Source organism: Flavobacterium sp. K77 (assembly GCF_021608205.1).
In the GTDB taxonomy this organism is placed as follows: Bacteria; Bacteroidota; Bacteroidia; order Flavobacteriales; family Flavobacteriaceae; genus Flavobacterium; species Flavobacterium turcicum.
In genome coordinates this window covers 70,403-84,999 of record NZ_JAKIHO010000007.1, presented here as the reverse complement: position 1 = coordinate 84,999, position 14,597 = coordinate 70,403, and the positions used below count along the sequence as shown (strand labels likewise).

12 protein-coding genes are annotated in these 14,597 nt (G+C 36.8%); 5 read left to right on the top strand and 7 right to left on the bottom strand.

Annotated features, from left to right (window positions below; genetic code table 11):
- From L1S34_RS12745 to L1S34_RS12730, 4 genes are read left to right on the top strand one after another with little or no spacing between them, the layout of a single operon-like run.
- A complete protein-coding gene (locus L1S34_RS12745; RefSeq protein ID WP_236364316.1) occupies window positions 1-459 on the top strand; it encodes a GNAT family N-acetyltransferase in 459 nt (152 codons plus the stop codon).
- Between the two features lie 11 nt (window positions 460-470).
- Complete coding sequence (radC, locus tag L1S34_RS12740) at window positions 471-1,166, top strand: RadC family protein (RefSeq protein WP_236364315.1); 696 nt, start codon at window positions 471-473, stop codon at window positions 1,164-1,166.
- Between the two features lie 8 nt (window positions 1,167-1,174).
- A complete protein-coding gene (locus tag L1S34_RS12735; protein ID WP_236364314.1) occupies window positions 1,175-1,864 on the top strand; it encodes a YjjG family noncanonical pyrimidine nucleotidase in 690 nt (229 codons plus the stop codon).
- 2 nt (window positions 1,865-1,866) lie between these two features.
- Entirely contained in the window at window positions 1,867-2,628 is a 762-nt protein-coding gene (locus L1S34_RS12730; protein WP_236364313.1) for a hypothetical protein, read from the top strand.
- A 58-nt stretch (window positions 2,629-2,686) separates the two neighbouring features.
- Here L1S34_RS12730 and L1S34_RS12725 read toward each other — a convergent pair whose 3' ends face one another.
- A complete protein-coding gene (locus L1S34_RS12725) occupies window positions 2,687-3,964 on the bottom strand; it encodes a replication-associated recombination protein A (protein ID WP_236364312.1) in 1,278 nt (425 codons plus the stop codon).
- Between the two features lie 274 nt (window positions 3,965-4,238).
- On the opposite strand from L1S34_RS12725, the gene L1S34_RS12720 reads away from it, so the two are divergent.
- On the top strand, window positions 4,239-5,030 hold the full coding sequence (locus L1S34_RS12720) for a rhomboid family intramembrane serine protease (RefSeq protein WP_236364311.1): 792 nt from the start codon (window positions 4,239-4,241) through the stop codon (window positions 5,028-5,030).
- A gap of 28 nt (window positions 5,031-5,058) precedes the next feature.
- Here L1S34_RS12720 and rlmB read toward each other — a convergent pair whose 3' ends face one another.
- The 6 genes from rlmB to L1S34_RS12690 all read right to left on the bottom strand — a co-directional run bounded on the left by rlmB (window position 5,059) and on the right by L1S34_RS12690 (window position 14,597).
- Window positions 5,059-5,793, bottom strand: a complete 735-nt coding sequence (rlmB, locus tag L1S34_RS12715; protein WP_166138122.1) for a 23S rRNA (guanosine(2251)-2'-O)-methyltransferase RlmB — start codon at window positions 5,791-5,793, stop codon at window positions 5,059-5,061.
- Between the two features lie 68 nt (window positions 5,794-5,861).
- Window positions 5,862-6,815: a hypothetical protein gene (locus L1S34_RS12710; RefSeq protein WP_166138125.1), complete on the bottom strand. Its 954-nt coding sequence runs from the start codon at window positions 6,813-6,815 to the stop codon at window positions 5,862-5,864.
- Window positions 6,816-6,827: 12 nt separating this feature from the next.
- Window positions 6,828-8,489, bottom strand: coding sequence for a SusD/RagB family nutrient-binding outer membrane lipoprotein (locus L1S34_RS12705; protein WP_236364310.1), 1,662 nt, complete (start codon window positions 8,487-8,489; stop codon window positions 6,828-6,830).
- Window positions 8,490-8,507: 18 nt separating this feature from the next.
- Window positions 8,508-11,699 (bottom strand): SusC/RagA family TonB-linked outer membrane protein, encoded by a 3,192-nt coding sequence (locus tag L1S34_RS12700; RefSeq protein ID WP_236364309.1) that lies wholly within the window; start codon window positions 11,697-11,699, stop codon window positions 8,508-8,510.
- A 487-nt stretch (window positions 11,700-12,186) separates the two neighbouring features.
- Complete coding sequence (locus tag L1S34_RS12695) at window positions 12,187-13,083, bottom strand: hypothetical protein (RefSeq protein WP_210791221.1); 897 nt, start codon at window positions 13,081-13,083, stop codon at window positions 12,187-12,189.
- An 11-nt stretch (window positions 13,084-13,094) separates the two neighbouring features.
- Complete coding sequence (locus tag L1S34_RS12690) at window positions 13,095-14,597, bottom strand: SusD/RagB family nutrient-binding outer membrane lipoprotein (RefSeq protein WP_210791223.1); 1,503 nt, start codon at window positions 14,595-14,597, stop codon at window positions 13,095-13,097.

The following is a 14,597-nucleotide window of genomic DNA, read 5'->3' as shown; positions in this document are numbered from 1 at the left end:
ATGAATACGCTCTATCGTTTAGAAAATACCAATAGTGACAATCCTGATTTCAGAAAATTAGTGAGCTTGTTAGACCAAAGCTTGTGGGAAACGTATCCTGAACTAAAAGCGGATTATTGGGGCAACAATATTATTGAATTCAATCCGAATGTTGTGGTGGTGTTTAGAAATGATGTAGCGGTAGCTTGTGCTTGTTTTAAAAAGTACGATACCAATTCGGTCGAAATCAAACGGATGTTTGTGAGTCCTGAGCATCGAGGTTTCGGTCTTGCACAGCACATGTTGCAGGAGTTAGAAAAAAATGCAGGAGCTTTAGGGTTCACAAGTTTAATTTTGGAAACCTTGGTTAAACAAACAGCAGCTATTGCTTTATATAAAAGTTTTGGCTTTGATGTAGTAGAGAATTATCCTCCGTACGAGGGCCGAGATTTAAGTGTTTGTATGCGTAAAACAATTTAAAGGATATTAAAATGGGGGAGCAATCTTTTTTTCCGATTACCAATTGGTCCGAAGACGATAAACCTCGGGAAAAATTAATGCTCAAAGGCAAAAGCGTTTTAAGCGATGCAGAGTTGATTGCCATTTTGATTGGGTCGGGTAGTCGTAACGAATCGGCTGTTGCTTTAAGCAAGCGGATTTTAGCGAGTGTCGACTCTAATCTAAATGCACTAGGAAAATTATCTTTGGCACAATTAACCCAGTTCAAAGGAATAGGCGAGGCCAAAGCAATTGCCATTATTGCGGCTTTAGAATTAGGTAGAAGAAGGCGTGCAGAGGAAGCCACAGAGCTCACCAAAGTAACTTCAAGTAAAATTATTTTTGAGATCATGCAACCTATAATTGGTGAATTGCCGCATGAAGAGTTTTGGGTGATTTACATGAATAATTCGAACAAAGTAATTTACAAATCGCAACTCAGTAAAGGAGGAATCACGGGAACCTTAGTAGATGTTCGATTGGTTTACAAAATGGCACTCGAAATGGGAGCAACAGCATTAATATTATGCCACAATCATCCGTCGGGAACTTTGGTACCGAGTGATGCCGACAAACATATTACCAAAAAAGTAAAAACAGCAGGCGAGAGCCTTGAAATAAAAGTTTTAGACCATCTAATTGTAACTGAAAGAAGTTATTTTAGCTTTGCTGACGAAGGATTAATGTAAATTGCACCATGAAAAATAACAATATAACTGATGTTTTTTTTGACCTTGATCACACCTTGTGGGATTTTGATAAAAACTCAGAACTTACATTTGATAAAATATTTAAAAATCGTTTTCCTGAGGTACAAACAGCACATTTTATTGAGCATTATGTTCCCATTAACCAAGAATGTTGGAAATTATATCAGTTTGACAAAATTACGCACGACGAATTGCGTTATAACAGATTAAAGCAGTCCTTTGATGCTATTGGTTTTCACATCACTGATACTGAAATTGAAATCGTAGCGAATGACTACATTGCTCTTCTACCAGATAACAATCATTTATTTGAAGGAGCTTTTGAAATTTTAGATTACCTTTCCGAGCGATACGAGCTTCACATTATTACCAACGGTTTTGCTAAAGTGCAAGAAAAAAAGATGGCAAATGCTAATTTAGTAAAGTATTTTAAAACCTTAACCAATAGTGAATTGGCGGGCGTAAAAAAACCAAATACTGCGATTTTTGACTACGCATTAGATGTGGCTAAGACCACAAAAGAGCGTAGTGTGATGATTGGTGATAGCTTGGAGGCCGATGTTTACGGAGCACTTAATGCGGGTTTAGATGCAATTTATTTTAATGAAGCACAGCTAGAAGTTCCTAATGACATCAAACACATAACTCATTTATTAGACCTAAAAAAACATTTATAATCATGAAAAAATATTTATTAGTTGCCCTTACGTTGGTTTGTAGCTTGTCTAAAGCCCAGTCTATCAATGATTACAAAGCTGTTATTGTTCCTGTTAAATATGATTGGCTTAAACTTGATAATCAATACCGACTCAATACTTTGACCAAGTTTAATTTGGAAAAAGCGGGATTTAAGGCGTTTTACAATAAAGAAAGTATTCCAAGTAGTTTTAATGACCGTTGTAATTTGTTGTACGCTACAGTACTCAATCAAAGTAATTTTTTGATTACGAAATTAGTCGTACAATTAAAAGATTGTAATGAAAAGGTGATTTTCGAATCCGAAGTTGGAAAGAGTAAGGAGAAAGATTATAAAGTCGCTTACACGGAATCTTTAAATGAAGCGTTCGAATCGATTTTAGCGTTAGGATATCAGTATAGTGGTACATCAGTAGTTGCTCAAGAAACAGTTGTCGCAAAACCGGCGGAGCAAATGAGCGCTCCAAAGTCGAGCGAGGTTGTTGTTGCTCCTGCTTCTGCTTCCACAGCAGCTATGACTTCAGGTGCTGATTTGCTGTATGCGCAAGCAACAGCGACCGGGTTTCAATTGATTGATAGTACTCCGAAAGTAGTGATGAAATTAATGAAAACTTCTCAGCCTAACTCATTTATTGCAATCAAAGGAGAATTGCAAGGTTCTTTACTTTTAAAAGACGGACAATGGTATTTTGAATATTATAAAAATGAGGTTTTATTATCCGAAAAAGTAAACGTCAAATTTTAAGTTTCACAATTATCACACAATAAAAAAGCCAGAATAATTTCTGGCTTTTTTTATATTTTTAATATCCGTATTTGTCCTTCCAGCGATTTTTTAAAAATTCACGAATACTGTTTTCTCTCGAGTTATTCCCAGGAACATAAATTGGAGTATTGCTCAATGCATCAGGTAAGAATTCTTGTTCTGCAAAATTATTGGCGTAATCATGAGAGTATTTGTATTCTTCTCCATAACCAAGTTCTTTCATAAGTTTGGTTGGTGCATTTCGCAAATGAATTGGAACGGGTAAATCCCCAGTTTGTTTGACGAGTTGCTGCGCCGTACCAATGGCCAGGTAAGATGCGTTACTTTTTGGCGAAGTAGCCAAATAAACTGCACACTGACTAAGTATAATTCTACTCTCAGGATAGCCAATAGTGCTTACGGCCTGAAAAGTGTTATTCGCCATGATAAAAGCCGTAGGGTTAGCGTTACCAATATCTTCACTCGATAAAATAAGCATCCGTCTTGCAATAAATTTTACATCCTCGCCACCTTCGATCATTCGTGCTAGCCAATAAACTGCTCCATTAGGATCGCTCCCTCGAATAGATTTAATAAAAGCGGATACAAGATCATAATGCTGTTCACCTGTTTTATCATACAACACAGTGTTTTGTTGTACCAGCGAAAAAACGAGATCATTGGTTATAGTAACATTTTCAGATGCTGAGGCATTAATCACTAGCTCAAAGATATTCAATAATTTTCGACCATCGCCACCAGAAAGTCGCAGTAAAGCTTCTGTTTCTTGTAAAACAATATTTTTGGTTGCGAGTATTTTGTCTTGTTTGATGGCGCGTTCCAACAAAGATTCTAAATCTTTTTTTGTAAAAGCATTTAAAATATAAACCTGACAACGCGACAAAAGTGCAGGAATTACTTCAAAGCTCGGGTTTTCAGTTGTAGCACCAATAAGTGTAATCCAACCTTTCTCGACAGCGGCTAACAACGAATCCTGCTGCGACTTGCTAAAGCGATGAATCTCATCAATAAAAAGAATTGGGTTTTTAGCGGTGAATAGTCCTCCACTTTGCTTGGCTTTTTCAATCACATCTCTGATATCTTTTACACCAGAATTTATAGCGCTCAAGATATAAAACGGACGTTTTGATTCTTGTGCTATGATCTGTGCCAAGGTAGTTTTACCCGTTCCAGGCGGTCCCCAAAATATTAAAGAGGGAATACTGCCACGGTTGATCTGTTGCGTTAATGACCCTTCAGGTCCTACAAGGTGTAGTTGGCTGATGTAATCCTCCAGTTTTTGAGGGCGAATGCGTTCTGCAAGTGGAGCTTCCATTGACGTTTGTTTGCTTACAAATCGCTCACTTTTGGGAAAATGTAACGATTTAAATTAAAATGTAAAATTACTATTTTTATTAAAAGTGAATGATATTTGAAGTCTATATGTTCAATGATTTAATAGTGCGGATTGATATGACGCTTGTCTTTATTAGAAATTTAAAAATGGTTTTTCTCATAATAATTAGTTTTATATTGTATTGCTGACAAAATAGCACGCTTGATGGTGTTGGATACATTTTTGAAGTATAATCTCTATAATTCAATTTGAAATGGATAAAGATTTTAGATACACTCATAAAGTATTCTGGTTTCCTTTTGCTTTTGTTTTTGCGATTTGGTTGGTTTATTGGTTACAAATTCGATTCGATTTTGATTTTGTAGAAAATGGAATTTTGCCTCGCTCTTTTTTAGGTTTGCAAGGAGTGCTGTTCAGTCCATTTATTCATGCTGACTTGGAACATCTGTATAACAATACAATTCCGTTGATTGTTTTGTTGGCTGCGATACAGTTTTTTTATGCAAGTCAAGCAAACAAGGTGATTGTACTTGGAATCTTAGGTTCAGGACTGTTGACATGGTTAATTGGTCGGTCGAGTTACCATATTGGCGCTAGCGGATTAATCTATGTATTGTTCAGTTTTATTTTTTTTAAAGGAATTCAAACTAGATATTACCGATTAGTAGCACTCTCATTAGCTATCATTGTTGTGTATGGTGGGTTGGTTTGGTACGTTTTTCCTATGCCTGACGGTATAGAAGGGCAGTCTATTTCGTGGGAAGGGCATTTGTCCGGATTGCTAACGGGCTGTTTCTTGGCGGTTAGTTTTGCAACGCCAAAGTTTAAAAAAACACCAAAATACGAATGGGAAAAACCGGACTATGACCCATCCGAAGATAAGTTTATGCAACGGTTTGATGCTGATGGAAATTTTGTGAACTTACCACCTATTGAAGAGCTAGAAATAATTGATGAACAAGCTACAAGTTTATCTTATTTTACTTCAAATGCATTGGTAGTATATCATGTAAAACAAAAAAATGAACTAGAGCCGGAGCAATAGTTCATTTTATATATTGTGATTTTAGTATTTATTGACGTTGTCTCACCGCTTCATATAAGAAAGCACCACAAGCTACAGACACATTTAATGATCCTATGGTTCCAAACATTGGTAGTTTAGCTTTTTCATCAACTAGTTTTAAAACAGATGGGTTTACACCTCTATCCTCAGAACCCATGATGATAGCCACTGGCTCATTTAAGGCTATATCGTAGATGTTTTGGTCCGTTTTCTCAGTGGCTGCGACTGTCTTTATTCCGCTAGCTTGCAGTAAAAAAAGCGCGTCTTTAATATGTTCTACTTTACAAATTGGAATGTTAAAAACTGCTCCTGCTGAGGTTTTAACAGTGTCACCATTTACAGGTGCTGAACCTGCTTTTTGAACAATTATTCCATTAACACCAGTGCATTCTGCGGTTCTTATAATTGCACCAAAATTACGTGCGTCAGATATTTGATCTAATATCAAAAACAAAGGCTTTTTGCCGTTTTCAATTACAGTTTCAATTAATGTTTCTAAGTCAAAGAATGAAATAGGAGAGATGGTAGCCACCGCACCTTGGTGATTGTTTGGTGTTAAGCGGTTGAGTTTTTCGACAGGAACGTAAGAGAAGTTAATATTACCGCGCTTCATGACTTTCATTAAGTCTTTCATGAGTTCGCTACTAGCTTCTTTTTGAATGTATACTTTGTCAACCGTTGCGCCAGATTGTATGGCTTCGATTATTGCTCTTATTCCAAATATTTGATGTTCTTTTTCCATGAGGCAAAGATATAAAAAAAAACCACCCCGAAAAAGGGGTGGTTTTAGTTGTAAAATTCATCACTTTTTTAGCGTGTAAAGATTGCTGGCCAGTTGGCTCCGCCTTGTCTTGTAAGTGTAGTTGTACCTGAATCGTTATAAGTACTTCTCCAGTTTAAAGTAATTGTGTTGCCTGAAGCAGCTGTAATGGTGTAAGTGTATGAGTCACCATATTGGTCTGTACCACTGGCAACTAAATTATTACAAAACCAAGTAACTCTTGAGCCAGCACTGTTCGCTGGATTGTCACCGTAGCACGAAGATCCGAACATTCCAAATGATAAATCACTTATAGCGTAAACGCCTGGTGTTGCAGTCTCAGTAAATCGAACGGTTCCAGATACTGATGTCCCGCAAGCCGCTCCTGCAGCCTTCATGTTTGTAGTAACGTACGTATGCGTACCAGCTAGACTCTCTGTTATAGGACAAACCACATTGGCACTGTACTGAAATGGAGATGCAAAATAAGCGCCTCCAACTACGTTGGTGTTTGAATTAGATCTTGTAAATACACGCCCGTCTTTTAAAACTTGTGCCAAACGAATTACAAATTGATCTCCACCAGTGTACTGTGCATCAGTTAAGCCAAGTTTAGTTTTCAATTCTGCTATAGTTACACTGATAACAGCTTGAGGTAATTCTCTTGTTCCAGCTGTAAAGTTTGCTGCCGCAATTGATTTAAGTAGTCCTTCAGCTTTTGGATTTGTACCATTTCCGGCAGAATTGTCAACAAATGAAACGTAAACATCAACTCTTTCAGTATCCTTGCCATCGTTTTTGTCTTGAACTTCTAGGGTTACTTGAAACTTAGCGTTTGCATCTCCAAGAGCGATACTAGGGTTGTCTACTTTAATTGTGCGAAGTGCTCCACCACCATTTACAGTGTTTTCTAAAACAAAGTCTACAGGATTATCTCCCTCACTACATGAGAATAAATAAGTAGATAGAACTACAACGCTAAGGTATTTTATTAATTTTTTCATGATTTATTTTTTTTAGTTACCAAATGGGAAACCTGTTTCAGGATTAGTATCCCAGAAAACACGTTGCGTTACTTTAGCTTTCTGTTTAATGTTTGGATTAGTACCAGTTACATCTGCGGGATATAAGAATGAACGAATGAAACCATCTGCTTTTTCGTCTATGTTTGGTTGAATTCTTCTAGGAAATCCCGTTCTGCGGTAGGCATTGTAAGCATCTGTACCATTTCCAAAAAGTGATATAAAAAACTCTGTAATTACAACATCTAGTCTTTCGGCGTTACTTGTTGCAGCATTATATTTGTCTGTTACAGCATTTATATAATTTGTGTCTGCGCTTAAAGCTGGTGCAAAAGAGGCAATTGCAGTTTTATCCCTAGTAATAAATCCTCTTACTTTAGTCAAGGATTTTTGGATACCTGCGGTCATAAATGCTCTAGCATCACCAGTCCCTCCTGTAGATAGAGCTGCTTCAGCTCTCCAAAAATCAACTGTAGATGCTAATACGATTGGCGTTATACCACCTCCAGCAGCACCAAACGTAAGGCCGTTTATTGCTCTAAAAGTATTGTCATCAAATTTACCACCAGCTGGATAAACACCAACAGCAGTGCGTTTTTGTCTGTCATTTGGAATTCCTTCGTCATTTCCATGATCTCTTCCCCAATATCCTTGGTCAGAGTCAATACGACAATAGACATAACCGCCAGCTGCATAGTGTGCAGGTGCAGGCTCCACAGTACATCTTAAGTCTTGCTCACTCACAGGAACTGTGTTTACTTGTCTGTAGAAGTAGTATCTCATTCTTGGATCCTGAGTTGTTTTTCCGTTTTTCATTTCATTCATCAACCAGTTAGCTTGGTAACCATCTTCTATTCCTGAAGGAGTGTAATTGGCAATGTAAAGCGGATGTCTGGAGTCAGGATTTGAATTGCTAATACCCCAGTTAAATTCAAAATCTTCTCCTGTACCAATGAAAGAACCTGATGAAATAATGGCATTGAATTTAGTTATTGCAGTTGGATCAACAAGTTTAGACTGTAAATAGATTTTTAATTTTAAAGTATTTGCTAATTTAATCCAAGTCGCCCAGTTTTTGTTATAATAAAAATCTATTGCGGGAGACGCTGTTGAAGTTGCATTGAAATTTACAATTGCTTTATCTAATAATGTTAAGGCTGCAGCATATACATCTTTACCAGCGTCCAGTTTTGGAGTAAGGTTTGTTGTGCTTACTGCTTCAGAGTAAGGAATATCTCCAAAATAATCCACAAGAGTCACAATGGTGTATGCCTCGATTACCTGACCTATAGCGATGTGCTTGGTTAAACCTTTTTCTTCAGCAATAGGAGCTATTAAACGATTGTTTTTCAAAATTACTGCATAAGCACTTGCCCAAGTACCGTTAAATGTGCTTGCCGAGTAGGCGTCATCTTGATAACTTCTACCAAACATGTATTTTAATCGGCTCACTTCTGCTCCAACTGTACCGAAACTTTGCATTGCTACTGCAAACTCTGTTTGTACTTTGTTTAACAATAAGTCTGGATTGGCTGCAGTTTCCGGTAATGCGTTCGGATCTTCTGTTAATTCAAGGTTTGTGGTTTCGCACGAGGAGAAAGTCACGATACTTATTAATGCAATAAGTAAACCTGCTGTTTTTAATATTTTTTTCATAATGTTCATGTGTGTTTTTTAGAAAGAAGCTTTTATACTAAAACCATATCTTTTACCGCTCGGCCCGTTTAAGAAATCGAAACCTCTTCCGTTTCCTACTCCGGTACCAACAACGTTTGGATCAAAATTTACGCCTTTTGGAGTGTTGAATGCGTTATAGTACAAGTTATAACCTGCTACGCTAAAACTAAGTGAACCGAAAGGTGTTTTTTCTAAAAATTTAGTTGGTAATGTGTAGCCCAATGATACCTCGTTTAAACGTACTACAGATCCGTCGTAAACGCTAAGTTCGTCCGGTCCGAAAGCAATATTGTTAAAGTAGTATGTTGAGTTGTTGATTTGAATATCGTTTGGTGTTCCGTCTTCTTTTACGCCAGGTAAAATGAACGTTTGTAATCTGTCAACAGTATCGGTAGTTAAACCTCTACCTAGCAACGCGGCAGTAGTTTGTGAGTAAACGTCACCACCACTTACATAGCTAATCAAGAAGTTTAAATTAAAATTCTTGAAAGTGAATATGTTAGTAGTATTCAACGTAAAGTCAGGATTTGGGTTTCCAATGATAAATGGACCTGCTTCAATAGCGTAATCACCCACGCTGTTAACTACAAAATTACCATTAGCATCTCTTTTAACTCTAGACCCAACCATAACGCCAACTTGTTGGCCTTCGATAGCTTGGTTACCTAGGTTGGTAAAACCTGCCGTTGTAATTCTTTCTAATTCACCAAGATCTTTTACAATCATTTCTCCCTTGAAAAAGTTTGTTGATAAGTCCCAATTGAATCCTTTATCGTCATTTTTCACTAGGTGAAGATCAAGTTCAATTTCTAAACCATTACCTTTCAATAGTCCAATATTAGTAAAAGTAGATAAGAAACCACTTGATGGATCAATAGGTGTTTCGGTAATTAAATTTTTTGTTTCTCTTAAAAAATAGGAAGCATTTAAGCCAATTCTGTTATCAAAAAATTTCGAATCAAATCCAAATTCGTATTCACTAAGTAATTCAGGTCGTAGGTTACTATTTCCTAAGCGTGAACTTGCCTGTTGTGAAGCGCTTATGACGCCGTTAATATCTGAAAATGCTCTAGGATTTCCTTCAATAGTATTAGCAACTGGGTATGAATCTGCGAATCCTGCAGAAGTTCCATAACTAGCACGTAATTTTAAGAAGTTTAATCCTTTGTTACTTGTCATTGAAGAGAAAGCTTCTGTTGGAATAAAAGAGATGCTTCCTGCTGGGTAAATTATACTGTTGATAAACGTGTTAGAAACCCAGTCTTTTCTAGCTGACAAATTTACATACAAGTATTTTTGATAATTGAACTCAGCCAATCCATAAATCCCAACGATGTTTTTGTTTTCGGTATATTGAATAGGTGATTGAGTGCTAAAGTTATAATGTCTTTGAATTCCAAAAACTTGTTGGCCTTCACTAAATACTCCTTGTCTGTCATAAGATTGATATCTTGAAGTAGCACCCGCAGTAAAGTTAAGTCCAATTTCGTCTGTTAAATCATAGTTTCCATTTAGCATCAAGTTGTGATCCCAGATCAAATTGTTGTTGTCAACTGTTCTATAGTTTCCTAAAACCGGTCCTCTAGGAGCACCAACATTTGTATAAGAGCTATTTCTTTCGTTATAGAAGTCAAATCCTAAACGGTAGTTTAATTTTAAGTGGCTGTTTATTTCATATTCCAATGCAGTGTTTCCAAATGTTCTGTGCGTTAATTGGTTTATTGATGAGTTGTTAAGAGTCCAATATGGATTCACAATATCGTTTCCAGAACGATAGCTTAAGTTTGCTCCAGTTATAGGATGCTGTGATGGCCAGTTTTGCAAATCAACATTTCGAGGTGTGTAGAAAATATCAGCAAAAATAGACAAACCTGAACCGGCAACACCTGAACCGTTACTTCTTGCTACTGGTGGAGTTGTGAAATCAGTTCTTGAGAAATTCATTGTTCCGCTTATGGTAAATTTATTACTCAATTTAGATCTTCCTCCCGCACTAAATGAAGTTCTTTGCAAAACATTTCCAGGAGTAAACCCTTCATCATTTAAGTTTCCAAAGTTGAAATTATAAGAAGTGTTTCCGTTTTCAGATGCACCTGCTAAGTTTACACTAGTATTAACTACAGCTCCAGTTCTAAAAAAATCTTTGACGTTATTAGTGGCAGGTTTATATGGTATACGTAAGCCTTGGTATTCTGGAAAAACAGACGCTAGCGCAGGTCTACTATAAGGGTGTAAAATGGTTCCATCAGCGGCGATACCTGATCCTGTTGCTGCATAGCCACCTAAGCCATCTTTATAAAATCCTGGTCCCCAATTTGAAAAGAAGTTTCCATATGCTTGGTCGAATCCATTTCCAAAAGTATTTTGATAATCTGGTAAAGAAGCTATTTCATTAAAAAACAAGGATTGGTTTACTGTTATTTCATTTTTCTTACTTCCTTTTTTAGTTGAACCACCTTTGGTAGTGATTAAAATTACTCCATTTCGTCCTGCTGTACCATATAGGGTAGTGGCAGCATAACCTTTTAGGATATTTACGTTTGCGATGTTATTAGGATCTAAATCAAGAAAACGGCTTGACCCTGAGTTTCCATCGGCAAAGTTTCCAGATGCATTTGTATCACTTGAGAATGGAACTCCATCCACAATGAATAATGGCTGTGTGTTTCCAGAGATTGAATTCAGTCCTCTAATGTTAATACTTGTACCAGAACCAGAAATACCACTGGTTTGGTTGATGATAACACCGGATGCTTTTCCAGTTAAAACCCTGGCTACATCGCCCTCAGCTCTTTGTTCAATTGCTGCAGATTTGATTTCACTAACGGCATAGCCAAGTGATTTTTTCTCTCTTTTAATACCTTGTGCAGTTACTACTACACTTTCAAGTTCTGTAGTTTCGTTCTGCATTTTAACATTTAGGTTTGCTGATTTCGCAACAACCTCCTGATTTTTCATCCCAATAAAACTGAACAAAATGATGCTAGTTGGGCTTGCTTTGATAGAAAATTTTCCGTCAAAGTCAGTTTGAGTTCCAGTTGTGGTTCCTTTGACTAAAACACTTACGCCTGGTATTGGCATGCCTGAATTGTCCGTCACAGTTCCCGAAACTGCTCTCTCTTGCGCAAAGGTTAGTTGCGCTAATAGTACTGTTAGTAGTACTAAAAATCCATTGAACTTTAGTTTCATTATTTAATTGTTTTGATTAGTGAAGCAAAACTCTTAATTATTTGTTAACTTTCCTAATTAAATTGTGATAATTTGTTTTTTAACAAAAATTATTGTGATTAATGGTATTAATTGTGATTTACAATGTTTTTAATGTAAGGTAAATTTTACCTCAGGGCTTTTACTTCTACTGGTTACCCTTGTTTTTTGCGCTAATGGCAATTATATGTCAAAAGGTTTCGGATATGAAATTGTGAGTTAGTTATTGATGTTTCTTATAAGTAACTTTTGATTTTTAGTGTTATTTGTAATTGAATTTTCTTTTCAGTTAAGGTATGATTTAGGCATTCTTTGTAATGTAATTTTGGATTTGTATTAAATTTTTTTTTTGGTTACAAAGTAGTGGGGCTTGGGTTTGCAGGATTTTTAACTTTTGTTTTTCGAGGATTATGGTCAAAAAAAAACCACCCCGATAAGGGGTGGCTTATTAATCAAAATCAAGAGTTGATTACTCCAATCTACGAATTACTTCATAGAATTCTCTTGGTGCAGCTGGATTGTATCCAACAGTAAGTTTAATGACGTCTTTTCTGTTGTTTGTTCTTTCGACAACATTAGAAGTTCCACATTTAGAAAGTGTCAAGCTTGTTGGATTTGTTTCACAAGAAATTGCTGCAACACCGTTTAATAATGTTGGCTCGCCTGTAAAAGGATCCTTTGTTAAAACAGTTACTTTGTTATTGGCGTCAACTGTAAAATACCAGTTGTTTCCAGAGAAATTACCAACATATTCAGTATGCTTGTATAAAGTTTCGCTTAACGCTTCAATTACACGCGTCGCTCCAACTGGTGAAGCACTCCCTGGAGTATTTACTCCAATTCTGAAGTAAGTTCCTTCTAACACTTCATATCTACCTGCTAAACTGTTTGCTCCAAGTGCTTTCACTGTGATAGTAATCGTATTGTTTTCTGCAACTGACTCTGATGAGTCAACGATTTCTAAAACAATATCTTTAAAATCAAACGGTACCAAACCACCAGTTAGAATTTTTACAGATGCTTGAGCGCTTGTTTGCCCTGCAGGAATTGTAAATGTTTTCACAGGTAGTTCAAATTCTACTCCTTCTTTCGCTTCTGAAGTAGATTTAGTAGCTATAGTTACGGTAACATCTCTGTCTAAAGCAACGTTTTTACCGCCTGCGTAAGAGATGTCAAAACTAAATGTTTTTGGAGTGTTTGCTGCATCTTTAATGATGTTCACTTCTGTTGCCGTTTGTGCAAATGTTGTCAAAACTGGACCTTTTCCAAAGTCTGTTTCGTCTTGGTCTAAAATAGCATCACATGAAGTAAAAGATACTGCAAGTACGATCGCTGCTATGGTTTTAGATAATAAATACTTTTTCATAATTATATATTTTATTTCCAGAATGGATTATCATTGAATGCTGATGCAGCTGTTTGTGCTGGTACATTTTGAGAGTTTCTTGAAATCTCTGAAGAAGGATATAAAAGTCTTACTGGTCTCTTTCCTCCACCTTCTGCAGGTTGTGGTAAGTTTGCAGGGAAACCTGTTCTTGTTTTCTCAATCCACAATTCAATAGATGATGTACCGTTTAATGCAACCCATTTTTGGGTAATAATCGCTTGAACTTTGTTTGGCGATGAATCCCATGAAACGTTAGGGATATCTTGTGCTAAATAAGTTGTTGCAGCAGTAGCAGCATTAGGAACAGCTAATCTTGTAAATGAAGCACGTACTGCTTGTTCGTATTTCGCTTTTGCAGCAGCATCACCACCTGCTATGTAGCCTCTAGAAATGGCCTCAGCTTGAAGTAATAAACTTTCTGGTAACGACATAATCGTTTGGTTTTGAGTAGCACTCACCAATAATCCAGGACCAACTTTTGCTAAGTCTCTAGATGTGAATCCAGTACCTGGCAGCGTTGTTGTTTGAGGAGCACCTTTGAAAGCGCCTCCCGTTGTAGCTCCAGCATAAAGTCTAGATAATCTTGGGTCATTTGTTGTAGTTAAGTATCCAACTGTATAGTCAGATGCTACAGTAAAATCTCCTCTGTCAGTTTCTAAACCAGTTGATGGTCTTCTGAAGTATCCGAAAAATGGGCTTTGTTTGTTAGTATCATCTACATAACCAGGATTAGCAGCAATATCACTTGTAATGTATCCTGCTCCGTTTGCATCAATTAATGCTATTTGTGCACGAATGTAAGCATCTTGGTTGGTGTTGCTTAAACGTACTAGCATTCTCAGTTTTACAGTGTTTGCGAATTGAGCCCATTTTGTCATGTCACCACCATTGATGATGTCTTTTTCATGTGGATTCTCCGCATTAGCAGGTACACTAAGTGCTGTAGTAGCAGCCGTTGTTAATTCAGCAATAACTGCTTTGTATACAGTTTGTGCATCATCATACTTAGGAGTGATGTTTCCTGCTCTTAAATTAGCTTCTGTGTAAGGTACATTTCCGTAAAGGTCAACAAGGTATTGGTATTGAAAACCTTTTAAGATTGTAGCGATTGATTTGTAAGCGCTATAATCAGTTGAACCAGCAGGATCGGTGTAATTTTGAACGTATGTTAAATCTCTAAAGATTGTACCATAAGACGTTTCAAAAATTCCAGCATAAAATCCAGAGTTTACAGTGTATCTTGAAAATTCTTGATTTGACGACCAGTTTGATGGTGTTGCCCAGTTATATGCGATATATTGACCTAAGTAGGTCATTTGAGTTGCATTTAAACTTGCAAGATCTCTTTGTGCTACTGGTAATGTTAAGCCAGGAGTTGAAATACCAGGGTTATTTGGATTGGTGTCTACATCTAAATAATCACTGCAACTTGCAGTCATCACGGCTGCTAAAGTTAGCAGTGTACATGATTTTATGATTTTTACTATGTTCAT